This window comes from Candidatus Avelusimicrobium luingense, assembly GCF_902757105.1.
GTDB lineage: Bacteria > Elusimicrobiota > Elusimicrobia > Elusimicrobiales > Elusimicrobiaceae > Avelusimicrobium > Avelusimicrobium luingense.
Genome location: NZ_CACVTK010000006.1, coordinates 126,866 through 148,733, shown reverse-complemented (window position 1 = coordinate 148,733; position 21,868 = coordinate 126,866). Strand labels below are relative to the sequence as shown.

The 21,868-nt window shown below is 44.6% G+C and carries 24 protein-coding genes; 15 read left to right on the top strand and 9 right to left on the bottom strand.

What is annotated here, in order from left to right:
* The first annotated feature begins 2 nt into the window (after window positions 1-2).
* The 10 genes from ACQY3H_RS06700 (at window position 3) to ACQY3H_RS06655 (ending at window position 9,746) form a co-directional block, all read left to right on the top strand.
* Window positions 3-1,598: a secretin and TonB N-terminal domain-containing protein gene (locus ACQY3H_RS06700; protein WP_428075833.1), complete on the top strand. Its 1,596-nt coding sequence runs from the start codon at window positions 3-5 to the stop codon at window positions 1,596-1,598.
* A 65-nt stretch (window positions 1,599-1,663) separates the two neighbouring features.
* Window positions 1,664-3,409: a GspE/PulE family protein gene (locus tag ACQY3H_RS06695; RefSeq protein WP_428075831.1), complete on the top strand. Its 1,746-nt coding sequence runs from the start codon at window positions 1,664-1,666 to the stop codon at window positions 3,407-3,409.
* Window positions 3,410-3,445: 36 nt separating this feature from the next.
* Window positions 3,446-4,669, top strand: coding sequence for a type II secretion system F family protein (locus tag ACQY3H_RS06690; protein ID WP_428075829.1), 1,224 nt, complete (start codon window positions 3,446-3,448; stop codon window positions 4,667-4,669).
* Window positions 4,670-4,678: 9 nt separating this feature from the next.
* The gene (locus tag ACQY3H_RS06685) at window positions 4,679-5,212 is read left to right on the top strand and encodes a type II secretion system protein (protein ID WP_428075828.1); all 534 of its coding nucleotides are present in this window, start codon (window positions 4,679-4,681) and stop codon (window positions 5,210-5,212) included.
* 50 nt (window positions 5,213-5,262) lie between these two features.
* On the top strand, window positions 5,263-5,784 hold the full coding sequence (locus ACQY3H_RS06680; RefSeq protein ID WP_428075826.1) for a type II secretion system protein: 522 nt from the start codon (window positions 5,263-5,265) through the stop codon (window positions 5,782-5,784).
* Between the two features lies 1 nt (window position 5,785).
* Window positions 5,786-6,358: a type II secretion system protein gene (locus ACQY3H_RS06675; RefSeq protein WP_428075824.1), complete on the top strand. Its 573-nt coding sequence runs from the start codon at window positions 5,786-5,788 to the stop codon at window positions 6,356-6,358.
* A 10-nt stretch (window positions 6,359-6,368) separates the two neighbouring features.
* Window positions 6,369-6,851: a hypothetical protein gene (locus tag ACQY3H_RS06670; RefSeq protein WP_428075822.1), complete on the top strand. Its 483-nt coding sequence runs from the start codon at window positions 6,369-6,371 to the stop codon at window positions 6,849-6,851.
* A complete protein-coding gene (locus ACQY3H_RS06665; protein ID WP_428075820.1) occupies window positions 6,848-7,576 on the top strand; it encodes a PulJ/GspJ family protein in 729 nt (242 codons plus the stop codon). Before ACQY3H_RS06670 ends, ACQY3H_RS06665 begins: the two co-directional genes overlap by 4 nt.
* An 11-nt stretch (window positions 7,577-7,587) precedes the next feature.
* Entirely contained in the window at window positions 7,588-8,103 is a 516-nt protein-coding gene (locus ACQY3H_RS06660) for a hypothetical protein (protein WP_428075818.1), read from the top strand.
* Window positions 8,104-8,111: 8 nt separating this feature from the next.
* Complete coding sequence (locus tag ACQY3H_RS06655; RefSeq protein ID WP_428075816.1) at window positions 8,112-9,746, top strand: DUF2268 domain-containing putative Zn-dependent protease; 1,635 nt, start codon at window positions 8,112-8,114, stop codon at window positions 9,744-9,746.
* A gap of 78 nt (window positions 9,747-9,824) precedes the next feature.
* On the opposite strand, the gene ACQY3H_RS06650 is transcribed toward ACQY3H_RS06655, so the two are convergent.
* Window positions 9,825-10,370 carry a hypothetical protein gene (locus ACQY3H_RS06650; RefSeq protein WP_428075814.1) on the bottom strand — a complete coding sequence of 182 codons (546 nt, stop codon included), beginning with the start codon at window positions 10,368-10,370 and terminating at the stop codon, window positions 9,825-9,827.
* Between the two features lie 142 nt (window positions 10,371-10,512).
* Between ACQY3H_RS06650 and ACQY3H_RS06645 the strand changes: the two genes are divergently transcribed.
* A complete protein-coding gene (locus ACQY3H_RS06645) occupies window positions 10,513-11,100 on the top strand; it encodes an ATP-dependent Clp protease proteolytic subunit (protein WP_428075813.1) in 588 nt (195 codons plus the stop codon).
* Window positions 11,101-11,175: 75 nt separating this feature from the next.
* Here the strand turns inward: ACQY3H_RS06645 and ACQY3H_RS06640 are convergent, their stop codons facing one another.
* Together ACQY3H_RS06640 and ACQY3H_RS06635 are read right to left on the bottom strand one after the other, a co-directional pair.
* A complete protein-coding gene (locus ACQY3H_RS06640) occupies window positions 11,176-11,718 on the bottom strand; it encodes a type IV pilin protein (RefSeq protein WP_428075811.1) in 543 nt (180 codons plus the stop codon).
* 84 nt (window positions 11,719-11,802) lie between these two features.
* Window positions 11,803-12,690: a hypothetical protein gene (locus ACQY3H_RS06635; protein WP_428075809.1), complete on the bottom strand. Its 888-nt coding sequence runs from the start codon at window positions 12,688-12,690 to the stop codon at window positions 11,803-11,805.
* Between the two features lie 40 nt (window positions 12,691-12,730).
* Between ACQY3H_RS06635 and ACQY3H_RS06630 the strand changes: the two genes are divergently transcribed.
* Window positions 12,731-13,993 (top strand): mechanosensitive ion channel family protein, encoded by a 1,263-nt coding sequence (locus ACQY3H_RS06630; RefSeq protein WP_428075808.1) that lies wholly within the window; start codon window positions 12,731-12,733, stop codon window positions 13,991-13,993.
* Between the two features lie 67 nt (window positions 13,994-14,060).
* Window positions 14,061-14,597, top strand: coding sequence for a type IV pilin protein (locus ACQY3H_RS06625; protein ID WP_428075806.1), 537 nt, complete (start codon window positions 14,061-14,063; stop codon window positions 14,595-14,597).
* 7 nt (window positions 14,598-14,604) lie between these two features.
* Here the strand turns inward: ACQY3H_RS06625 and ACQY3H_RS06620 are convergent, their stop codons facing one another.
* From ACQY3H_RS06620 to yajC, 5 genes are all read right to left on the bottom strand, one after another.
* Window positions 14,605-15,294, bottom strand: coding sequence for a lysophospholipid acyltransferase family protein (locus ACQY3H_RS06620; protein WP_428075804.1), 690 nt, complete (start codon window positions 15,292-15,294; stop codon window positions 14,605-14,607).
* A gap of 1 nt (window position 15,295) precedes the next feature.
* Window positions 15,296-15,934, bottom strand: a complete 639-nt coding sequence (locus ACQY3H_RS06615) for a hypothetical protein (protein WP_428075802.1) — start codon at window positions 15,932-15,934, stop codon at window positions 15,296-15,298.
* Window positions 15,935-16,019: 85 nt separating this feature from the next.
* The gene (gene secF, locus ACQY3H_RS06610) at window positions 16,020-17,006 is read right to left on the bottom strand and encodes a protein translocase subunit SecF (RefSeq protein ID WP_428075800.1); all 987 of its coding nucleotides are present in this window, start codon (window positions 17,004-17,006) and stop codon (window positions 16,020-16,022) included.
* A complete protein-coding gene (gene secD / locus ACQY3H_RS06605) occupies window positions 17,003-18,418 on the bottom strand; it encodes a protein translocase subunit SecD (protein ID WP_428075798.1) in 1,416 nt (471 codons plus the stop codon). The genes secF and secD overlap by 4 nt, the downstream gene beginning before the upstream one ends.
* Entirely contained in the window at window positions 18,418-18,732 is a 315-nt protein-coding gene (gene yajC / locus ACQY3H_RS06600) for a preprotein translocase subunit YajC (protein WP_428075796.1), read from the bottom strand. Before yajC ends, secD begins: the two co-directional genes overlap by 1 nt.
* Before the next feature lie 111 nt (window positions 18,733-18,843).
* Here yajC and ACQY3H_RS06595 point away from each other — a divergent pair, with 111 nt between their 5' ends.
* Together ACQY3H_RS06595 and ACQY3H_RS06590 are read left to right on the top strand one after the other, a co-directional pair.
* On the top strand, window positions 18,844-19,362 hold the full coding sequence (locus ACQY3H_RS06595; RefSeq protein WP_428075794.1) for a type IV pilin protein: 519 nt from the start codon (window positions 18,844-18,846) through the stop codon (window positions 19,360-19,362).
* A 118-nt stretch (window positions 19,363-19,480) separates the two neighbouring features.
* Entirely contained in the window at window positions 19,481-20,065 is a 585-nt protein-coding gene (locus ACQY3H_RS06590; protein WP_428075793.1) for a type IV pilin protein, read from the top strand.
* Here the strand turns inward: ACQY3H_RS06590 and ACQY3H_RS06585 are convergent.
* On the bottom strand, window positions 20,062-21,795 hold the full coding sequence (locus tag ACQY3H_RS06585; RefSeq protein WP_428075791.1) for an LTA synthase family protein: 1,734 nt from the start codon (window positions 21,793-21,795) through the stop codon (window positions 20,062-20,064). The two genes, ACQY3H_RS06590 and ACQY3H_RS06585, sit on opposite strands and share 4 nt — an antisense overlap.
* Window positions 21,796-21,868: the final 73 nt, after the last annotated feature.

Here is a 21,868-nt window from a genome sequence, read left to right as displayed (position 1 = left end):
TTATGAGAAATCGTTTAGCAGTCGTGTTGGCGGGTATAGCCGCTTTAGGGTTAGTCACTACGGCATCGGCTCAAAGCCGTCAGCGACTTCCTAGCGACAATACTGTCGCCCTTGTGGAAGAACCGACCGTAAAACTGTCGGGAGAAACGGACTTGTATAAGGATGCCGAAGAATCTTCTCCGTTAGATCGGAAAGTATCTATTCGTGTATCCAATGTACCGATATCCGTCTTTCTCAACAGTATTACTACGCAGGCAAAAATTAACTTTATTATGAGCGAAGAATTCGCAAATAAAAAAGTTACTGCCTCGCTGACCAGAGTAACTGTACGTGAAGCCTTAGACACGTTACTTCGTGTGCATGGTTTGGCCTATCAACGTATCGGTAAGAGTGATAGTTACGTGGTAACCAAACGCTCTAATGATGCGCCGGATACGATTACCAAAATCTACACGCTCAGTTATATTTCCTTACAAGGAATGGGATCCAGTGCTAGCGAAATGAGCAGCGTTATGCCGCAAGATGTGTCCAGCAGTTCGTCCGGTAGTATGGGCGGCGGCATGGGCGGCGGCATGGGCGGTAGCATGGGTGGCAGCATGGGTAGCGGCGCAGGTGCCATGGGTGGTGATTCCGGTGGTGAAGCCGGTATCACGAACATCATCAAAAGTATGATGTCCCCTGTTGGCCGTTTGGCTATTGATGCGCGCACAAACAAACTCATCATTACGGATGTGCCGGAAGTCTTCCCGCCGATTGAAAATATCTTGGCGGAATTAGATATTCGTCCTCCCCAAATTTTAATTGAAGCCCAAATCGTAGAAGTCAACAAAACCAGTGGTTTAAGTTTAGGCTTTGAATATGGTGGCAGTGACGGCACGATGTTTGTGGCTACGGCTCCTAAACGTGTGTTAGATTTGGAATACGTTAAAGGCCAAGGCGTAAAAGGTTGGAACTACATTTTCCCGAGCAAAGATCAAGTCGGTGGCGGTGGTTCCAGCGGTGGCGGTGGTTCCGGTGGCGGCGGTAGTTCCTCCGGTAGTTCCGGAACGGATGAAGCCGGTCTGTTAGATTTTTCAGCTTTTAACGTGGTACTTCGTACTTTATTAACTCGCGGTGAAGCTAAATATTTGGGTAAACCGAAAATCATTACCTTAAATAATAAAACCGCTATGATTACCACCTCTACGGATGCCGCAGTCGGTATTACGCAAAGTTCTTCAGGTGAAGGCGGTTCTGCTATGACCACCCAATCTGCCGAACGTAAACGCGTAGGGTTGATCTTGCAAGTTACGCCGCAAGTCAACCGCGAAGGATACGTAACCTTGTACGTACAACCTTCGTATTCGGACGTTATCGCTTCCGGGTTCGATGATATGAAAGATACCATTACCCGTGCAGCATCTACGCTCGTTCGTGTGAAAAACGGTCAAACGGTCGTTATCGGTGGCTTGTTAACTTCGCGCGAAACGGAAGAAGTCCGCAAAGTACCGCTCTTGGGAGATATCCCGATATTGGGATGGTTATTTACCAGCAAAACCACCTCTAAGAGCACAACCGATTTGGTCATCTTTATTACTCCGACCATTTTGGCTGAATAGTAAGCGTTTTCAGTCTGCCCCCGGTGACGGGGGCAGACTATATACGTAATTTAGGGGAATAGGAAATGGCAAAACAGTTAGATGAAATTTTAATGGACCAAGGCACGTTGACCGCAGATCAAGTCAAACAGGTGCAACTTTATGCAAAACAAAATAATATTTTGTTTGCTGAATCTGTTGTAAAGTTGGGTTTTGCATCTGAAGAACAAGTAACGATTGCGCTGTCTAAACATTTTGCCATGCCCTATGCCTCTAAAGAAAATGGCATTTTAGTACCGGAAAAGGAACAAAATTTACAAAAAATTATTCCCGAGAAATTTGCTCGGGAAAATATGGTTGTTCCGTTGTTTTTAGAAGAAGATGTGCTTGCTGTCGCTTTATTAGATCCGACCAACTTGTTCTTGTTAGAGAACATCAAAATGATGTCGGGCAAACAAGTCCAACCGTTTATTGCCAGCAAAAGCCAACTATTAAATGCAATGGATTCATTTTATGCTTCTTCGTCTAACTTATTAGAAGAAGTCATGAATGAGTCGGTTAAACCGCAAGCCGATATCGCGGCTACGGCAGAATCCGATGAGGATATTGAAGTTTCCGGCTTTTTGGACTTGGATAAAGTTTCGCCTAACTCTTCTACCTATGTAAAACAGGTAAACGCTATTTTACGTCAAGCCATTGCCGAACGTACTTCCGATATTCACTTGGAAATGTTTGACGAACGCGTTTCGTTACGTTTCCGTATTGACGGTTCGCTTTACGAACGTACCCCACCGGCCAAAGAATCTGTAAACGCCATTATTTCCCGTATTAAAATTTTGTCTAAATTGGATATTGCCGAAAAACGTTTGCCGCAGGACGGTTCATTTACCATTCGTTACCAGAACCGCTCCATTGAAGTTCGTGTGTCTGTGTGTCCGGCAGTATTCGGTGAAAAACTCGTACTTCGTATCTTGGATAAAGGTACGGGGGAAATGAACGTCGATAAATTAGGGTTTGAACCGGAACAGAAAAAAGCCTTCTTGGAAGCAGCTAACTTACCGCACGGGTTAATTTTCTTGACGGGGCCGACAGGGTCCGGTAAATCTACTACGTTAAACGCGGTACTTACCACGATTCGTACGCCGGAACTCAATTTTATGACATTGGAAGACCCGGTAGAATACAAATTGGCCGGTATCAGCCAAGTACAGGTAAAACCGGCCATTGGGCTTACTTTCGCTGCCGGTTTGCGTTCATTCTTACGTCAAGACCCGGATGTCATTCTGGTGGGGGAGGTGCGCGATAACGAAACGGCTGAAGCGTGCTTAAAAGCGGCTCTTACCGGTCACTTGGTGCTCTCTACCTTACACACCAACGAAGCGCTCGGTGCTATTCCCCGTTTAATTGATATGGGAATGGAACCGTTCCTTTTAGCCAGCTCTTTAGCGTTGGTGGCGGCCCAGCGTTTGGTACGTATTTTATGTCCGTATTGCAAAGTGCCGCACATCCCTGATCCGGCCACTTTAAACCGCATTGTTAAGGAAGGTCATTTAAGTCTGCGCGACCAAAACTCGTGGACGTTTTTTAAGTCGGTAGGATGCCCTAAATGTTTCGGTACCGGATTTATGGGACGTCGCGCTATTTACGAAGTTTTCCGTATGTCGGAAGAAATGCGTAATATTATTTATAAAACGCAAGATTTGGTGGCCTTAAAACAAGCGGCTATTCGTTCCGGCTCGCTTAACTTGCGTGCGAATGGTTGGCGCAAAGTAGTCCGCGGCCAAACAACCGTAGATGAAATCTTAAGTATTACTACATCTGACGACGATTAAATAAGTTGATTTTGATTAAAAATAGGAAGAATATTTATGCCGAAATATACATATACAGTTAATGACGGAAACGGGAAAGTCCTACGCGGGACGATTTCTTCGGATAACCGCGAAAAAGTCATCATGGCCTTGCAAAACAAGGGCTATTTGGTGTTGGATGTTCGGGAAGGCGGCGGCGGAGTTTTTGGCGGCCGTGGCGGTTCTCGTAAACGTGGCGGAAAAGTTCCCGGACACGTGCTCGCGTTCTTCGCCGAACAGTTGGCTACGCTGATTGCCGGTGGTGTACCGCTCGTACGTGCTGTATCTCTGCTCGGAGAATATGCTTCTAACCCGACGTTAGGCTATGTGTTGACGCAAGTCGCCAAGGATATTGCCGGCGGGCAATCTTTACATGAGGCATTAGCGCATCACCCTAAAACATTCAGCCACATTTGGTTATCTCTGGTGGAAGCCGGGGAACTCGGCGGGCAGTTGGCCGATACATTGATGCAGGTGTCGTTATATACCAAAACCCAAGAGGGTATGAAAAGTAAAATTATTACCGCTGTAACCTATCCGGCTATTTTGGGTTTATCTTCAGTGGGTGTATTGATTTACTTTATTATCGGTATTGTACCGACCTTCGCTCAAATCTTCAAAGATTTTAACTTGGAATTACCGACTATTACGTTAATCGTATTAAAAGTATCCGGTGTTTTAATTAACCATGGTGTGCTTATTATTGCCTCTATTGTGTTTGGTTTTATTGCGTTTCGTTTCTATATTAAAACGACGGACGGACGTAAACGTTGGCACTCGTTCTTGCTTACCATGCCGTTATTCGGTAATTTCTTAAAGAATATTTATTATGACCGTATGTTATCTACTTTATCTACATTACTTCGTAGCGGTGTAACGATTTTGAACGCTATTTTGGTATTGGAAGATTCGTTTGATAGTAACGTCATTATTCAAAACGCGCTAAAAATGGTACGGGCGGAAGTGGCTGCCGGTAAATCTATTTCCGATTCGTTCCGGGCAACGGGTGTTTTCCCCGGGCTAATGACCGAAATGATGCTCATGGGTGAAGAATCCGGTAAACTCCCGGGTATTATTGCGACGCTATCTAAATTCTATTCCGATCAGGTAGAGCAGTTTATTGCTCGTTTCTCGGCGGTAATTGACCCTATCTTAATTTGCGGTGTCGGTGCGCTTATCGGTATTATTGTAGCATCCATTTTCTTGCCGATTTTCAAACTATCTCAAATCGGTGGAAACTAGGAGATTACTATGCGGCACAACAAAGGTTTTACGTTAGTAGAAATTTTGATCGTGATGGTCATAGCAGCCTCTATATTGGCCTTTGCCTTGCCAGCCAATAAGAAGGCGCAAGAGCGTAATAAATATTTGGCTGCGACCGGCGTATTGACCGATTTGGGGATGGCTGTACAAGCCTTGCGTACCGATATGGCTATGCAAGGTTCTACCGAAAAGTTCCCGCAAAGTACGTTTTTCGGTTTTTCATCTACTACCTTTCAGACATCGGATCCTTATTCGTCTAGATATGCAGATGTTGGTTCGTTGAACAGTACAACTTTTCCGTATGCTTTGTTTACACATGGTTATTTACAGAGCATCCCGTTTGATAATGGGTTTACTTATAAAGGATATACTTTTTTCATTTGCCCGCAAGAAACGGCTTCTACACAGCATCAATGCAATAATGATTTGGACGTTATTGCTACCATGGAAAATCTAAATTCTACGACATATCGTGGAGCGCGTTTTATGCAAGACGGAACAATCGTTCAGATTTCCGAATAGATGGTATTGAAAAAGTAGAAAAAGTCTGCCATACTATAAAAAGGGGTCGTATGAAGAATAAAAAAGGATTTACATTATTAGAATTATTGATTGCCGCAACGATTATTGGGGCGATGGCTGTATTTGCCACCATTTCATATCGTTCCAGCGAGGCGGATGCTCGCATTGCGGCGGCTAAAGCCAAGACGGAAGTATTGGCCGGTGCTGTGCAACGGTTCCGGTTAGAATTTCCGTATGCCGCTTTGGGGAACAGCGTGATTACTAATACTACGGCTACTTGTCCGGACAGTATGCCTTATACGCAAAGTCTTTCTGCCACCACCTTAATTTCGTGTGGCTTATTAGATAATGGCGGTTGGACAAATGACTTTGTGGAATTTACGATATGCGGTATTCCCTCAAACGGCGGTATTTGTGCCGCTTTGACGGGTTCAACGGGGGCCTGCATGACAGGAAAAAGTTCCAATTCGCGGGTGCCGGATCGTTACCGTTGGTCAAGTACTATAGGAAATAGTTATTGGTATTGCGTAAAATCTACAGGAGAACCCGGCACGGAACATTTTAGGAGTTAATATGAAAAAAGGGTTTACACTAATGGAAGTATTGGCTGTGATTTTAGTGCTTGCGGTAGTGACAACGTTGGCTGCTCCGGTATTCAAATCGGTGCGCTATGAAATGCGTCAAGCGCAGGCTAAGGTTGCGGCTAAAAAATTAGCTGAAGCCCTTAAAACATATTATCAAGTCAGTCGTGGAGGGAAAATTTATGCTTGTTTTGATGCAACCGATGCTGATGTTACCCAAACGACGACGGCTTGTTCCAATCCTTCGGCCACGGGAATTCCACAAACAACGGCTCCTACTACTTTGACAACGGCAAAACAATTGTTTGCGTGTGGCTATTTATCTTCCAAAGATTTTGTAGGTTTGCCATATACATTTTGTACCAATCATGATACGGCAAAAGATACGGTTGTTTCAAAGGGATGGGATATGCCGTCTTGGGATACGTCTAATGAATATGCCATTGCTTTTGCCAATAATAAATTAGCCGGAGAAAAATATTTTAAGAAGTCGGGAACTGTTTTGAAAGGATATATTTATATAGATAACAGCATGGATCCTACTGACACGTATGATAACGATTAACGGAGTCTTTATGAAACGTATTTTAAAAAACAAATTGGGTGTAACATTGTTAGAAGGGGTAATTGCGTTGGGGTTATTGGCCTTGGCTGCCGGAGCGACTTTTGGTGTATTATTATCGGTCTCCCGCAAATCTACCCGACCTGATTTCCAAGAAGAAATGCTTTGGGCGGTGGAACGTGCCCATTCGGAATTGCAATTATATGTGGGACAACCGGAGAATATCTCGTCTACCAGTTTGCCTAAAGGATTGTGTGGGGGAGATAATACCCCCTTATCTACCAGCGGCGATCATACCATAAATTGTATGTTGCCGGCTATTTGTGATAGAACCACATCCTCTTTTACGTATCAGGTTGTGTCGGCAAATCGTGTGTTGATTAATGATACCGCTTTGTCCGCTACGACTCAATTGCGGGCCGAGAATGTGACGAATGCAAATTGGACGGGAAAAAATATTACTTTCCAAATTACATGCAATGGATTTACTTTATGAAAAATAAAAATGGATTTACATTAACGGAAATTTTACTGGCGGTAATGGTCGTTGGGATTATCGGGGTGGCGCTTGCCTCGTTGACAACAGCGGCTTCGCGCGAAGGGGGGGTAGGGCGTAGCCGTACCATGTTGCGCAATAGCATGTCTCGTGCTATTAGACAATTACGTCAAGATGTGCAAGACTCTACACGCGTTTTCTACGCGGCCAGTTCCATTGCCAGTGCGACGCATGGCACGCCGATACCGTTACTTGTATTGGGCAAAAATGTCAGATTGGACGGCTCTGCTATTCCGGGAACAACCCGAGAGTATATCGTATATTGTTTTGATGCCGGCAATCGTACCACATTGCCCGGTGGAGAGGCCGTTCAACCCAGTACCGCAACAGATGATGGAGTAATTTACCGTAAGTCTTCTTCGGATGCTATTTCGTGGAATACAAATCATACCCCTAATGTTTGTACGGGTACATTTGCTTCTTCGGAGATATTTCTAAACCACGTAAAATGGATTCCTTCCAACGCGACCGGCAATTATCCGGTTCCTTTGTTTAGTATTAGTGGGCATACTGGGGCATATAGTGTTGATGCGGGTGCATCAACGACGAACTTGGCTTCAACAATCAATGTAAAATTGATTTTGGAATTGCCGTCTTCGCCGGTTGTTAATGATGTAACAGAAGAAATTTTTATGTTGCCTAACGGTTTTGTTCAACCAAGTTAATAGGAGAAAATATGTTGCGCAATCAAAAAGGTGCTGCTTTATTACAGGTTTTATTAGTAACGGTAGTTCTCGCGGGGATGGCGGCAATGCTATTACGCAGTAGTTTGTCTCGTACAACAACCGCGCGTCAAACCCGTCGTTCCGTATCAAGCCAAATGCTTATCAATGCCTGTCAAGCCGAAGTAAATGCCTTGTGGAGTGTAAAAAGTCCGGAGATTTTTGCTCGTGATTTGAGCCAGTGTTGGATGCATTGTTCTATACCGGTAGAATGTGCAGAGGATGATTCTGCTTGCCTTGCTTTAAAAGGGACCCCTTGTACGGACGAAGGCACAACGCCGAATGCCACTCGTACTTATACCTGTGCTCCGATTAAAATAGGAACTATCCATTATCAAGTAACGGCTACGTTTGATACGACGCAAAATCCGACTGAATTAGCCCAATGTCCGTTACGTTATTCTATTGTAGATGGTACGGTGAGTAATTCTGTTTTTACACCTTCCACCACAGGGGATGTTGTATTATAAGTTAATTTATGAAAAAAACGGTTGTAATACTAACTATCAGCCTGGCTATAAACCCATTATGGGGGCAAACACAATCACCTTCTATTCGGGTGTCTAATGCCGCTCCGGCGCCCGAATCTAATATAGATTTACTCAAACAATCATTAAAAAAATCCGCTCCCGAAAAAGGAATTGTAGGAGTGGCGCCTATTTCCACCAGTACTCCAACGGCAACGAATGTTTCCAATGAACCGGTGAAAAAATCTACCCCAACAACTCCGGCGGCTAATCCGGCCGTTACGTTAGATATGCCCCTTACCGTTGGGGGCGAAACCCAATCGGTACAAACCGCCGTGGCCCCGACGAAAACTCTTTCGCCTAAAGTGGCTGATAAAGTAGCCGCTTCTAAAAAGGAACGCGCCAAAGCAGAGGCTAAAAAACCGGCGGACAAAAAATCGGTTTCTTTACAGCAAGCCGCACCGGCCACGTCTAAACCGACCGAATTAGAAAAGAACATTGAAACGGATAACGCCTTGTTGCCTCCCGGTTCTACGGTCACAGAAGAAGCAGATTTAAATGAAGAAGAAGCCGCCGCCGATGCGGAATTGGAATATGCCGTTAAAATGATGGAACAATCTAAAGCCAAAGCCCAATCAACCGAGCGTCCTATTCCACCTTCTGCCGCGCAAAACAAACCTGATAAGGTACCGGCCCCTAATAAAAAATTTAACCCGAATGCGTTTCGGCCCGGTGTGACGTGGCAAGAATCAAAAAGTACACATTTTGACGTCTATACTCAAAAACGCACCGAAGGTATCCCGTCATCTAATATGACGATGACGTTTGAAACGGCTTATCAAACCTTGCGGCGATTTATTCCGTGGATGATGTCCAACCGTGTGCGTGTGTTTGTGTATCAAGATCACAAATCGTATTTGCGCCATGAGCCTAACGCTAAAGCATGGACACGTGCGGTTGCCTATCCCACTCGGGGGGAAATCGTTGTTTATGATGAGCCGGGCAAACAGCGCGAATTGCAAGAAGTTTTTACGCACGAACTGACACACATCTTTACACAACAATTTTTTGACAGCCACAAAACCGGCCGTATTATGACGCCTACTTGGTTGGATGAAGGCCTCGCCGTATTTATGGAAGACCAATCCGCCGGTAGTAAAGGCGGCCCTTGGGCTGACGACTTAAAAACGCTCAATTTTCAACGGGATCCGTCTCAAGAAAATCCGTCGCTTAAGCCGTCTTCCTTGTTCGGTTCGTCACGCGGTAAGCGTTTTACTTCTAAAAGAGACGGTAAACCTGTTTATCTCGTACCGTTTGAACAATTTATGCAGGAAGGCTCTTTAGAAATAGCCGAAGGCCGTAATGACGTGCAAAATTGGTATTTCCAAGCGTATGCCATGGTGCGGTTCTTATTGAATCCGGCGGGTGGTTCTACTCCGTCTAACCGGATGCAATTTGAACAATTCACCCGCTTAATTGCCCAAGGGGAGCCTAAACGCGATCCGTCCACCGGCTTTTTAGTCAAAGATTCCCGTGGTAAAACCGTGTATGAACCGTACTCGGTAGAAAAGGCATTGGGACGTGCGTATCATTACAACAACACGGACAACTTTGAAGATAATTTTTGGCGTTGGGTCGGTCAGTAAATATAATTTTTTCTGTAATTAAAAATCCCCCGGTTATTGGCCCGGGGGATTTTTGTTTGCGGCAGATTGTTTTTTCGTTTAGTCGTCTTCTCCGAACATTTGAAACATATTCATCAGTGCTTCCATTTGTAAAATTTCGCTAACAGAGTCCTCTAACGTACCTTCGGCCAGGGCCTTTCCTTGGGCAAAACTTTCCATGAGTCCCAAGGCTATTTCATGATTTACTTTCTCGGCAGGGACTTCGGTTTGGTTGTTGATAACGGCAGTAGTTAATTTTTCTATTTGAGGGGCCAACTCTTCCTCTATTTCTTTGCTGGATGTTTTAATTTTGTTAAGTATAACCGGAATTTCCTGAAATGTTTCATCAATAATTTTACTTTGTTCTAATAAATTTCCGGCGCTTAATTCCGTATCATATTGGAGCAAACCCTTTTTGAGTGCTTGGATAGTTTGGGTGATTTCCGCTGTTTCCGGATCTTCTTCGTCCGCCATCATAGAAACGGAGACGTTAATCATTTTAAAAAACTGTTGAATATATATACGTAAGTCGGACGTGTTTCCGGCGAACGCAACAGAGACACCTAATACGGCTACTATGGTTAAAACTATCTTTCTCAGTTTCATAGATCCTCCTGTGATTTGTGCTTCTATCAGTATTCTAATAAACCGATCTTTAAAAAGCATGAAACGTTAGACCTAATCCTGCTCAAAAAAAAGACCCATAAAAAAATAGGCCCTCTTTTGCAAAATATACTAAAATATACCTATGATTATACCTACAATTATTGAAAAAAATGTCGGTTACGATATCTTTTCCCGCTTACTCAAAGATCGTATTATCTTTGTAGGCGGCCGCGAAGGCGAAGTGGATACCGCCAGCGCCAATATGATTATCGCCCAATTGTTGTATTTGGACGCGGATGATCCTACCCGGGAAATCAATTTGTATATTAACTCACCCGGCGGACTTGTGACGGCGGGCTTGGCCATTTACGATACCATGCAATTTATCAAGGCTCCTATTACAACGATTTGTATGGGGCAAGCCATGAGTTTCGGCGCGGTGTTGTTGGCTGCCGGTTCTAAAGGCAAACGCTACGCTTTGCCGCATGCGCGTATTATGATTCACCAACCGCTTATTTGGGGCGGCGGTATTTCCGGGCAAGTGACGGACATTGAAATTGAAGCCCGCGAATTGCGTGATAATAAGGAACACTTGTTGGATATTCTTGCCAAACACACGGGGCAAGATAAAGAGAAAATCCGCCAAGACAGCGAACGCAATTATTACATGTCTGCGCAAGAAGCCAAAGAATATGGGCTGATTGACGAAGTGTTGGAACTGAAAAAATAGTTTCTCTGTTAAGAAGATAAAAAAGCAACGCTTAAAAGGCGTTGCTTTTTTGTTAATTCAATTGGCTCGGAAAATTTAGTTTATAACATAATGCAAGTAGCCTTCTTTCCATCCGTCCGGCGTGGGAATATAAGTGCTTTGGGTGCTTCCGCCGTTACTGATAGCATTACATATTTTCTTGTATTTTGGGTCTTTAGCGGTGCACATTGTCGTTTGTTCCGGCGTGCCGCTGGGGGAGGCATACGTTCTTCCGTAGAGTATATGATAATCGTTGTCTCCGCACCATATTCCGCCGGAATATCCGCTGCTTCCCGCTAACGGATAGACCATACAACAAAACATCTTTGCATTTTTTCTACATACGTGTTGTGAGTTGTTATTTTGTATGTTCATGTCGGCAGGTAACTCGGTTGATAACTCATCAAAAGAATTGGCCCATGTGCCGTTTGCCAAATAGAGCGCTTCGGCCGATTCGGCCAAAGATTTGACTAATGCTTGGTAGGTGGCAAAGCGGGACTTTTCTACGGCTTGGGTATATTGCGGTAGCGCCACCGCGGCCAGTATGCCGATAATAAGCACGACGACTAAAAGTTCAATAAGTGTAAATCCTTTTGGCATAAAAATCTCCTTATCTGATTTTACTTCTATTGTATTTTTTTTTTTGATTTGTCAAGCAAAAAGTTTCAGACGTGCTTCCGGTTTTTACATACCCCAAATCAGTTGGGCGCGTTGGTCAAACGGTGTAACTGATTGGGTGGTCAAATTAACTTGCCATTGACCGCAAGGGAAGGTGGACGCGTTTAGATGTTCGGCGTCTAACCCGGTACGCGCTTTAGCCGTACAGGAAACGAGGGCGGTGGTGTCGCTTGTCGGTTGGACGTGTAACAATCGTTCGCTAAGTAAAAATACCGCACCCTGTTTATTATAACGTTTATTCATATCGTAAAAATACGAATCTATTTTAGAGCCGGCCACCCGTTGTACGAGTGTTTTGGCGGGATCGGTAGAAGTGGTATTTACGATAGTTTTTGTAGTGGTAGTTGTTGTTTTGGTGATACGAGTTGTTTGCGGAACGGTTTTGGGGGTTGCTTGACGTGCGGCAGCCAGTTGTTCTTGCTGTTTAAGTTGGGCAATTCTGGTTGGGTTATCTACGGTGCGGTAAGCCAGTTTGATTAACCCGTTACTTGTAATGGAGTTTTTAGGCGATACCGTTACGCGCGTGGTGTTGAGCCAATTGGCGTGATTTACTTTAAGCGTAATTTTAGCCGGCGTGTATTGGCGTGCCTTGCCGTAACGGGCCAAATCTCTCTCAAAATTTTTATTAAAATCTAATACCACTTCTTCTTTATCGCTACGCCAACAGCACGATGAGATACACGACTCTTGTAAATCTAATTCGTTGGCGGCTTCCTGTGGCCAAAACCGTACGTTAAAGCGGTAACATGAATCATATTGGCGGCCTTCAAAATCGTTTTTGCGGGCCGAAATTTCCAACCATGATTTTGTCGTCGCTACGCCGGAGTTATTGAGCGGGGTATAACATCCCGCCAATATACAGACAAACATTGCACAGGAAATCACTTTTTTCATACACTTGTATTATATAAGTTTTTTACAAGGAGTAAATAGTATGCAATTTATTTTGTCGTATGTTCAGCAAATAGAGTATTTACCGCAAAAATATCATACGGTAATTGCGCAGTCCGTTTCAGCCGTAGTGTTTGTATGTTCATTGTATTTTATTGCCCGTTTTACAACGTGGTTTTGCAATAAATATTTGGCTAAATTAGTGGCAAAAATCCACTCCGCGCGTGCATTTGATGCCTTGCAAACTCACCATGTTTTTACGGCGGTGGGGGTAGTGTTGGCGGCCTTGGCGGCTATCAATTTACATGCCTTGTTTATCAGTGAAGAGATAGATTGGATTGCTACCGTTATGGGGAAACTGACGGGACTTTTTGTCATGCTCAGTTTTTCGTGGCTGATTTGTACTTTCCTTAACGCACTTAACCGCTTGTACGGGCGTAACCCCAGCGTTCCGATAAAGGGTATTGTGCAAGCGTTAAAAATTGTGGTGTATTTGGTAACGGGATTGTTTATCCTGTCGCTTATTCTCGGGCGCAAACCGATGTATATTATTACCGGATTATCGGCCTTGGCGGCAGTTTTTTCACTTATCTTTAAGGATCCGATTTTGGGTTTTGTGGCCAGTATCCAATTAACGACGAACAAAATGATTAAAATCGGCGATTGGATTACCGTAGATAGTGCAGGCGCTGACGGAAATATTGTAGATATTTCGCTGACCTGTGTGCGAGTACAAAACTTTGACATGACGATTGTAAGCGTGCCTAACTACGATTTGGTCTCCAAACCGTTTAAGAACTGGAGCGGCATGTATGAAGCCCGCGCGCGCCGCGTGCAACGCAGTATTTTGATTGATGTGGACACCGTGAAATTTTTAGATAAAGCCATGCTCACCCGTCTTAAAAAGATTGATTTGTTAAAAGATTATCTCTCGCAAAAAGAACAGGAAATTGCCGATTTTAACGCCCAACATAATACGCAAGACAGTTTGCTTAACGGACGGCATTTAACGAATATCGGTACTTTTCGTAAATATGCGGAATTGTATTTGGCTTCTCGTCCGTACGTCATAACCGATAACCCGGGTTTTACGTTGATGGTGCGCCAACTTAAACAAGAAGCCCAAGGGCTCCCGCTTGAAATTTACTGCTTTTTGAACACCACCGTTTGGACGCAATACGAAGGATACCAAAGTGATATTTTTGATCATTTATTTTCGGTCTTGCCGGAATTTGGCCTGTATGCTTACCAGCAACCCAGCGGGCAAAATATCGCGCAAGGTATTAAGTTGTTAAACGGAAAATAATTTAGGAATTTATCATAACTACCAATAACAAATGAAATTTTGTTAAATATGTAAAAGGAGAATTTGTATGAAAAATATTTCCGCAAACCATTTGGGTGGATTTACATTGCTTGAATTGATGGTTGTTGTGCTGATTATTGGTGTGTTAGCGTCGGTAGCCGTGCCGCAATATAAGAAAGCCGTATATAAGAGCCGGTATTCCAAATTGGAATTATTGGCTAAAGAATATGTAGAAGCGGCCAAATCGTATCACTTGGCAGCGGGGGAGTGGCCCACCGAGTTTGATGAAATGCCGCTTAATCCGTCCGGATCGACCACCAGCCCGCAAGGGAATGATTGCCGTAAAACAGGGGATATGTTCTGCTGTTTGGGCCATGCCGTGTCCGGCTATCAAGGGAATCTCATTTCTTGCGGTTTATCCAATTATACGTTGTTCTTCATGCAGAATTTAGATTCCGGACAGAAACTTTGTTCCGCCAAGATCGGTGATGATGAGGCGAGCAGAGTGTGCGAGGAAGTGGGAACTTTTATCGGCACGGGAAGCGGATACAATGCCGTCGGCCCGTATGGGCATCACGTCGTCAATACTTACCAGTATAATTAAAGAAATTTTACTTCTCTGTTTCGGTGGGATCAAAATGTTTATGATTGATAAACATTTCGGCTTTGTCGGTCATGGCATTTAATTGCTTTTCTAAATCTTCAGCCGCGCGGGTCATATCACTATCTTCTTTTACGCGAATAATTTCCCCATAGCAAAGTGCTGTTTTGCCAAACGGGAGCGGTACGCGCATTTTATCCCACGAGTGTACTTTGAATTTAAGACTTAAGGCAGATCCTACGGGAACAATCGGCCAACCTGTCTTTTTAGCCAAAAACAAGATACCCGGTTGTACTTTATAAATCGGGCCGCGCGGACCGTCGGGCGTGAGCATGGGGCAGTAGCCCTCGCGCGTGGCTTGCAAGAGTTTAATAAGCGCGCGTGTGCCGCCGCGCGTGCTGGATCCGCGAACCGCTAACATCCCGAATTTCGGCAGACAACGTGCAATATATTCTCCGTCGCTGGATTGGCTGATAAGTGCCGCTACTTTTTTCCCGCGGTAAGGATATAATAAAAAGAGTTGTTGGTTATGCCAAATGGCGTAAATTACGCCGCTACCCGCTTTTTCCAATGCTTCGGCTTCGGGTGTTTTGAACCAATACACACGGGTTGTCCACCCTAAAAATAGCGTGTAATAATAGGCAAAGGCCGACACGAGCGCGTGTTTCCAATCGTTATACTGAGTGGGTTGTTTTGCCATATTATTTTTTTCCTTTTTTACGTGCTTTTTGCCACGGTACTAAAAATACTGCCGTATAAAACGGAGTGACATTCCCGTCTTGCAAAGCAATATCTACTTTGCTTGCATTTAATTTATCTAATAAAACGGGTAATATTTTATCCGCCAACGTTTTTTCCAATCGCACGCCATCGCGTAAGAATTTGGGCGCGGCGGCTACCCCGAAGGGGGGTAAATATACTAGTTGCGGGTCTAACGCTTCATATTCTTCTTTCTGGGCTTGCTCGCGCACCAAATCGGTTACGAAACTAATTGCACTTTTCAAAAATTCCAAAGCCACCGTTCCGGCGGTAATTTCCCGCGCGGGGCTGTGTTCTTTGGCCCTAACTACCCATTGTTCTAAGGCCGGGCCGAGTGTAACTGCACAGGCGCTAAACATTTCTTTATGAACGGTGCTTTGCGCATCTAATTCCCAATGTACATCTTGGTTAAATTCGTACACAACGCCGGGATTTAAAGTCGCAAACCCTTCTAAAATATATTTGGTTACTTCCAACTCGGTTGTAAAACCGGCTTGCCGCAATAACCCGCCCCCGCGCACCAAACGGCGCAGAATTTCTTTTTGACGGGGTGAAATTTTAAAGCGTTTAATTTTTCGCATAGGGTGTAACCGTTTACATCAACTCCCGCTTGGGAAGTTCGTATCAACGGTTACGGAGCCCCGGTAAAGGGGCTCCGTACAGAAACTATTTGCGTTTACCGTGATGACGACGTTTGGGAGTTAACATCTCTTTCCCATTCGTTTCCTTGCGCGGTTGTTCGTGGGTGTGTGCGGCTTGCGTATTAGCATCGCTGCGTTGCCCATGGTGCCACGTATAGACGAGCGGCGTCGTCAGTGCGATGGTACTGTATACGCCGGAGATACAACCTACGAGCATAGCCAGTGCAAACGAGTTGATGACTTCTCCGCCTAAGAAATACAATACGAACAAGGCAAACAAGACGGTTACCGTCGTGATTACCGTACGCGAAAGCGTTTCGTTAATAGACGTGTTAATCAGTTCCGCAAATGACATTTTGGGGTGTAAGTGCATATTTTCACGCATGCGGTCAAAAATGACGATGGTGTCGTTAATAGAGAAACCGGCTACCGTTAAGAAAGCCGCCACGACCACCAGGTCAATTTCGCGTCCGGTGAGCGAGAAAACAAGCGCCATGACCCACAAATCGTGGAACAGCGCTACCACGCCGGAGAGACCCCATAAAATATCGTTGAAGCGAAACGCAACGTAAATGATGATGAAGAACAACGATAACACAATTGCCCATCCGGCGCGTTCCGCCATATTGGCCCCTACTGCCGGTCCGACGGAGTTGGTTTGTTGTACCGTATAAGGTACCCCTAACGTATCTAACGCTTTTTCAATACGTGCTTGCACAACGCCGACTTCTTGCGCGGTGCTCTTTTCGCTGATGGAAAAGGCGTTATCCCCGTACGATTGAATTTCGGAATTGGCACCGGTAGCAGACAAGGCATCACGCAGTTGGCCCATATCTACGGGCTTATCAAACTGAACTTGTACCATGGTCCCGCCGGTAAAATCAATTCCCCAATTCATCCCTTTGGTGGCGAACGAAATTACGCCCGCTACCAAGACGGCCGCAAACAGCGAGAAATACACTTTGCGGTATTTGAGGAAATCAATATGTGTTTTAGGAAATAAATTCATCATAAACTGATCTCCTTAGTGTTAGAAGTTAAAATGAGTTCGTAAATCGCACGTGTTACAAATACGGCGGTGAACAAACTGACGAGTAACCCGATAATAAGCGTTACGGCAAAACCTTTCACCGGGCCGGTACCAAATTGCAACAAACATGCACCGACGATAATGGTGGTGATGTTGGAGTCAAAAATGGCTGACCATGCTTTGTCGTACCCTAAGTTGATAATTTCATAGACGGGTTTTTCTAAGCGTTTTTCTTCGCGCATACGTTCAATGATCAGCACGTTGGCGTCAATAGCCATGGCGAGTGACAAGATCATACCGGCGATACCGGGGAGCGTAAGCGTAGCGGAAAAATAACTCATAATCGCTACGGTGAACACGAAGTTTAACAACAAAGCAACGTCGGCAATGACGCCGGCGGCTTTGTAGTAAATCGCCATAAAGAACAAAATCAACACCAGCGCGAGCGCGGAAGCAAACAGACCCGATTTAATAGAGTCTTCGCCCAAGGTCGGCCCGATGGTCTTTTTCTCAATGACTTTTACCGGAGCAGGTAACGCACCGGCTTTCAGTACGATGGCGAGTGAGCGGGCTTCTTCGGCCGAGAAGGAACCGGTAATTTCACCTTGTTTAGTAATACGGGCACGTACGACGGGCGCCGATTGAATCGTATTATCTAATACAATGGCTAATTGTTTGTTGAGGTTAGCCCCGGTCAGTTGACCGAATTTTTTAGCGCCTTCGGCGTTAAATGTGAAAGATACCGACGGATAACCGTTTTCGCTCATCATGACTACGCGGGCATTTTCCAAATCAGCCCCGGTAACGGTGGCGGTATCGGTTACTAAACTATATCCGCCCTCTTTGTTACGCATAATTTGCGAGCCGGCAGGAACGAGTTTGGCAATTTCCGGGATCAGGTTGCCGTCTTGGTCAAAAGGTTCTTCGGTCGTTTCCAACTTTTCAAAGGCTTTTTGGGCTTCGGTGGTATCATTTTTGACGATACGGAATTCCAACATAGCCGTTTTGCCGATAAGTTCTTCGGCACGTTGCGGATTGGAAACACCGGGCAGTTGTACCATGATCCATTTGTCGCCTTGTTTGGTGATAGATGTTTCGGCCACGCCGTATTGGTCAATGCGGTTGCGGATAATTTCAATCGCGCGCGCCATGGCTTCGTTCAGCGGTTCTTTGTCGCTGAGTTTAGATACATCTAACTCCAAAAGCAAACTGGACCCGCCGCGTAAATCAAGGCCTAGGTTCAACATGCGTTTGGGGCGTTCGCCCAAGGTATCTAACGTTTCGCGTTCGGCGATGGGTTTAGAGTACCATTTATAGTTGGGGTAAATAAAATATACCGACCCGAGTAAAATGAGAAGAATAAGTCCCCACTTTACGGCTAACTTATTAGACATTACTTCGCTCCTCCTTCGTTATTTGCGGCCTGTAAATCTTTTACAAGTCCTACAATAGCGGTTTTAAGTACATGAATTTTGACGTTTTCCGCCAGTTTAATTTCCAACAGATTGTCTTTGAATCCGGCCACTGTGCCGACGATTCCGCCGGACAAGATGACGCCGTCTCCTTTTTGTAGTGCACTCACTTTGGCTGCTAGTTCCTGTTCGCGTTTTTTTTGCGAGCGGGCCGGCATAAAAATCAACACCACAAACATCACTGCCATGAGCAGTAGCCATGTAATCATGCCACCGCTTTGGGCTGTTGCTTCCATAGTACGTCCTCCTAATAAGATAAATAGACAAACATATTTTAGCATATTTCCCGTCTTATTTGTGTAGGAAAATAGAACGATTTTGTGCTATACTTATGAAAAGGTGAATATATGAAAAATAACATGTGGAATCGTTTGGATGGTTTTACACTCATTGAACTATTAGTGGTTGTTTTAATTATCGGCATTTTGGCGGCGGTAGCGTTGCCGCAATATCAAAAAGCGGTACTAAAAAGCCGTTTTGCACAAGCCAAGGTGTTAGTTCGCAGTATGATACAAGCAGAAAAAGCATATTATATGACAAACGGAGTGTATGGCCCCTTTGATGAATTGGATGTTGAAGTGGGGGGTACGAAGTTGGGTAATTACTCGAAGGATGTTGCTCGCGGATTTCCGTGGGGGAGTTGCTCCATAGAAGGAATTGTGGACTCGTGGGAACCTAAAGTCCTTTGTCACGTAAGTGCAAACAATGCAACCGTGCGTTATCAGGAAAATTTATCATCGGGCGTGTGTGAGTGTATTGCAAGTGGGATAGTTTCGTCTAATATGGCCAATCGGTTGTGCCAAGCGGAGACCAATAGAAGTGCCGCCAATTCGTGTACGGATACCTATTGCAGGTACCAATACTAATCTCTTACAACGGTTGTCATCAAATTAAGCAGTTTTTTCCTTGTGATAAAAAAACACTTGACATCGTTTTTTTTTTTGATTTAATATTCTTACACAAAAACTCTGTGGAGGGATATGTATGCAAAAAGAAAGATGTTTGTTGGGCCGTTTAGACACAAAAGCATTTACGCTAATTGAATTATTAGTAGTTGTTTTAATTATCGGCATTTTGGCGGCGGTGGCTTTGCCGCAATATCAAAAAGCGGTATGGAAAAGCCGTAATACGCAATTGAAAACGGCCATTAAAAGTGTCGTACAGGCCCAAGAAGCGTATTTTTTGGCCAATTCCACCTATGCTACAGATTTTGACGAGTTGGGTATAGAATTAGCGGGTGATAATACGGAAAATCCATGTACTATTGCCACTTCGGGGACTCCGGCCGGCAGTATTCGCGGAACGAAAGATTATTATTTAGTCTTGAATGTGATCCCCAGTTTTAATTGGAGTGAAGTGATTGCTGTGTGGAAAACAGGCCCCTATGCATGCGCCGGGTTTGAATATTTACTTGAAGGGGGATCGCTGGAAGCAAATACGAAAGATTTATTCCGTTGTACGGAAGCCCGACATAGTGGCTATGATTTACAAGGAAAATTTTGTGAAAAGATAGAAAAAGGTCAAGCGACCGTATTGAGCGGAAGTTGGCAACGATATTCTTTGCCTTAATCTCTTACAATCGTCGTCATTAAGTTAAGCAGTTCTTTTTCGTCGGAGCGCGTGGTGTTTAAGGGCATCACGCGTTTTTCGTTGTCCGTTGTAATAACCGCGTAATCTTCTTTGATATCAAACACGCTGCGCTTTGCCTTTGTATCAAACAAACTGTGCCCGAAAAATGCCTGTGGCGGCTCTATATTCAGCAAGTCTAATACCGTCGGCGCAATATCTAATTGGCTGGCAAGCGGGTTGGTAGTAATCGGAGCGGAAATTTTGTTTTTGGTCACAATCATAAACGGCAAATTGTCGTACTCCGGTTGGAAAGGCGTAAATAAATCTACCGTCGGCATATTGGAATAAGACGGGTGATCCGGCATAATCAGCACCAGCGTTTTATCGTCAAACAAACCGCGTTTTTTAAGACCGTCTAAAAACCGTTCCACGTCTTGCCCGAAGCGCGCAAACGCACGCGGGAGTGTGGGGGTTTTGTAATCTTTGTGGTCAATTTCGGTATATTTTTCGTCCAAATAATCAAGGCGGCCCAGCGGCACGTGCGAGTCCACGGTCAAAACGGTAATAAAGGTCGGCTCGTTTTTGTGTTCGCCCAAATATTCAAGCGCATAATCAAAGAGTTTCCGATCCAATAATCCCCACCAATTTACATACGGGGCATAATCTTGGCGCGTTTGAAAATACGTCGCACCGATTACTTTTTCAAATCCGGCTTTTTGAAATAAAATGTTTTCGCTCATATACGTTTCGTTCGCGCCGCGCAAAAAAGCCGTGTGAAAGCCGCGTTCTTTAAGCATACGTACAAACGAAACGGGATAATCGTTTTCCACCACTACACGCACAAACGGGTGCGAAGTAAAAATGACCGTCAGCCCATACAAGGTAGATAACGTAACATGCTTGAGTGAAGCCGATGGGTAATTTTCATATAACTTGTCCAACGGTGCGCTGGCTTCGGCGGGGATATTGGGGTTAAAATGGTGCAGGTACTTATTGGATAACGATTCGCTTGCAATTAAAATCACGCGTTTATAATCTTTTCCGACGCCCGTTTTTTTGGCAGAAAAAACATGATACTTTTGTGCCAGCGCGGCGGTGCGTTCATCTACGTTAACGTGTACGGGCGGTGTTTTGGCGCGTAACGTTTGATAAGTATATATAAGAGAAGGGGGGAGTAAATACGTGGTGTAAAAATTATCCGGCGCGGGCAGTAATTTTAAGGGAGTCCACGTCATCAGTAAAAGAAACCCGACTAAACACACCGCCGCGCGGCGCAGTGTTTCTTTGGCGGAAGTGGCGGTAAAAAAACGGCGAAATACAAACGCGCAGAATAAAAATAAAAGGGCAAAATACGTCAGCAACCGCCAGTCGGTCATAAAGTTATAATCGCCGCCTTGTACCGTGTCTAAATACTTCGCGCCGAACCGTTCGCGGAAATAAACCAAAAGCACAAAATCAGCCGTCATGGCAAAGTAATACAAAAAACCGAGAACGGACAGCGCCCATTTGTTTTTAATGTGTAGCAAATTCAAAACCGCCAAACAAAACCCGATAAAACAAAATTCGCAAACCCCTTTTATAAGGGTAAGCGAAACGGCATTGGACACGTTTAGCCGTCCTACTTGGTGCAAGCCGAAGATACCTAAAAGTACGGCCGGAATAGAGAAAATCAATAGTAATTTCCACTGGGTTTTGAAAGAAGTTAAAAAGGGTTTTAGTATATGTGCCATCTGTCTTGTTCCTTCGTATTTTGATATAATTATTATATCTTATTGAGGACCTTCGTTGCCTGGCCCGGTCTTG

Coding starts and splice junctions, on each gene's coding strand:
- ACQY3H_RS06640 (WP_428075811.1), bottom strand. CDS start 11,718: ATGCCAAAAGGATTTACACTTATTGAACTTTTAGTCGTCGTGCTTATT.
- yajC (WP_428075796.1), bottom strand. CDS start 18,732: ATGGAAGCAACAGCCCAAAGCGGTGGCATGATTACATGGCTACTGCTC.
- ACQY3H_RS06690 (WP_428075829.1), top strand. CDS start 3,446: ATGCCGAAATATACATATACAGTTAATGACGGAAACGGGAAAGTCCTA.
- ACQY3H_RS06685 (WP_428075828.1), top strand. CDS start 4,679: ATGCGGCACAACAAAGGTTTTACGTTAGTAGAAATTTTGATCGTGATG.
- ACQY3H_RS06680 (WP_428075826.1), top strand. CDS start 5,263: ATGAAGAATAAAAAAGGATTTACATTATTAGAATTATTGATTGCCGCA.
- ACQY3H_RS06625 (WP_428075806.1), top strand. CDS start 14,061: ATGAAAAATATTTCCGCAAACCATTTGGGTGGATTTACATTGCTTGAA.
- ACQY3H_RS06585 (WP_428075791.1), bottom strand. CDS start 21,795: ATGGCACATATACTAAAACCCTTTTTAACTTCTTTCAAAACCCAGTGG.
- ACQY3H_RS06670 (WP_428075822.1), top strand. CDS start 6,369: ATGAAACGTATTTTAAAAAACAAATTGGGTGTAACATTGTTAGAAGGG.
- ACQY3H_RS06635 (WP_428075809.1), bottom strand. CDS start 12,690: ATGAAAAAAGTGATTTCCTGTGCAATGTTTGTCTGTATATTGGCGGGA.
- ACQY3H_RS06700 (WP_428075833.1), top strand. CDS start 3: ATGAGAAATCGTTTAGCAGTCGTGTTGGCGGGTATAGCCGCTTTAGGG.
- ACQY3H_RS06665 (WP_428075820.1), top strand. CDS start 6,848: ATGAAAAATAAAAATGGATTTACATTAACGGAAATTTTACTGGCGGTA.
- ACQY3H_RS06655 (WP_428075816.1), top strand. CDS start 8,112: ATGAAAAAAACGGTTGTAATACTAACTATCAGCCTGGCTATAAACCCA.
- ACQY3H_RS06615 (WP_428075802.1), bottom strand. CDS start 15,934: ATGCGAAAAATTAAACGCTTTAAAATTTCACCCCGTCAAAAAGAAATT.
- ACQY3H_RS06620 (WP_428075804.1), bottom strand. CDS start 15,294: ATGGCAAAACAACCCACTCAGTATAACGATTGGAAACACGCGCTCGTG.
- ACQY3H_RS06675 (WP_428075824.1), top strand. CDS start 5,786: ATGAAAAAAGGGTTTACACTAATGGAAGTATTGGCTGTGATTTTAGTG.
- ACQY3H_RS06660 (WP_428075818.1), top strand. CDS start 7,588: ATGTTGCGCAATCAAAAAGGTGCTGCTTTATTACAGGTTTTATTAGTA.
- ACQY3H_RS06590 (WP_428075793.1), top strand. CDS start 19,481: ATGCAAAAAGAAAGATGTTTGTTGGGCCGTTTAGACACAAAAGCATTT.
- ACQY3H_RS06650 (WP_428075814.1), bottom strand. CDS start 10,370: ATGAAACTGAGAAAGATAGTTTTAACCATAGTAGCCGTATTAGGTGTC.
- ACQY3H_RS06695 (WP_428075831.1), top strand. CDS start 1,664: ATGGCAAAACAGTTAGATGAAATTTTAATGGACCAAGGCACGTTGACC.
- ACQY3H_RS06645 (WP_428075813.1), top strand. CDS start 10,513: ATGATTATACCTACAATTATTGAAAAAAATGTCGGTTACGATATCTTT.
- ACQY3H_RS06630 (WP_428075808.1), top strand. CDS start 12,731: ATGCAATTTATTTTGTCGTATGTTCAGCAAATAGAGTATTTACCGCAA.
- secF (WP_428075800.1), bottom strand. CDS start 17,006: ATGATGAATTTATTTCCTAAAACACATATTGATTTCCTCAAATACCGC.
- ACQY3H_RS06595 (WP_428075794.1), top strand. CDS start 18,844: ATGAAAAATAACATGTGGAATCGTTTGGATGGTTTTACACTCATTGAA.
- secD (WP_428075798.1), bottom strand. CDS start 18,418: ATGTCTAATAAGTTAGCCGTAAAGTGGGGACTTATTCTTCTCATTTTA.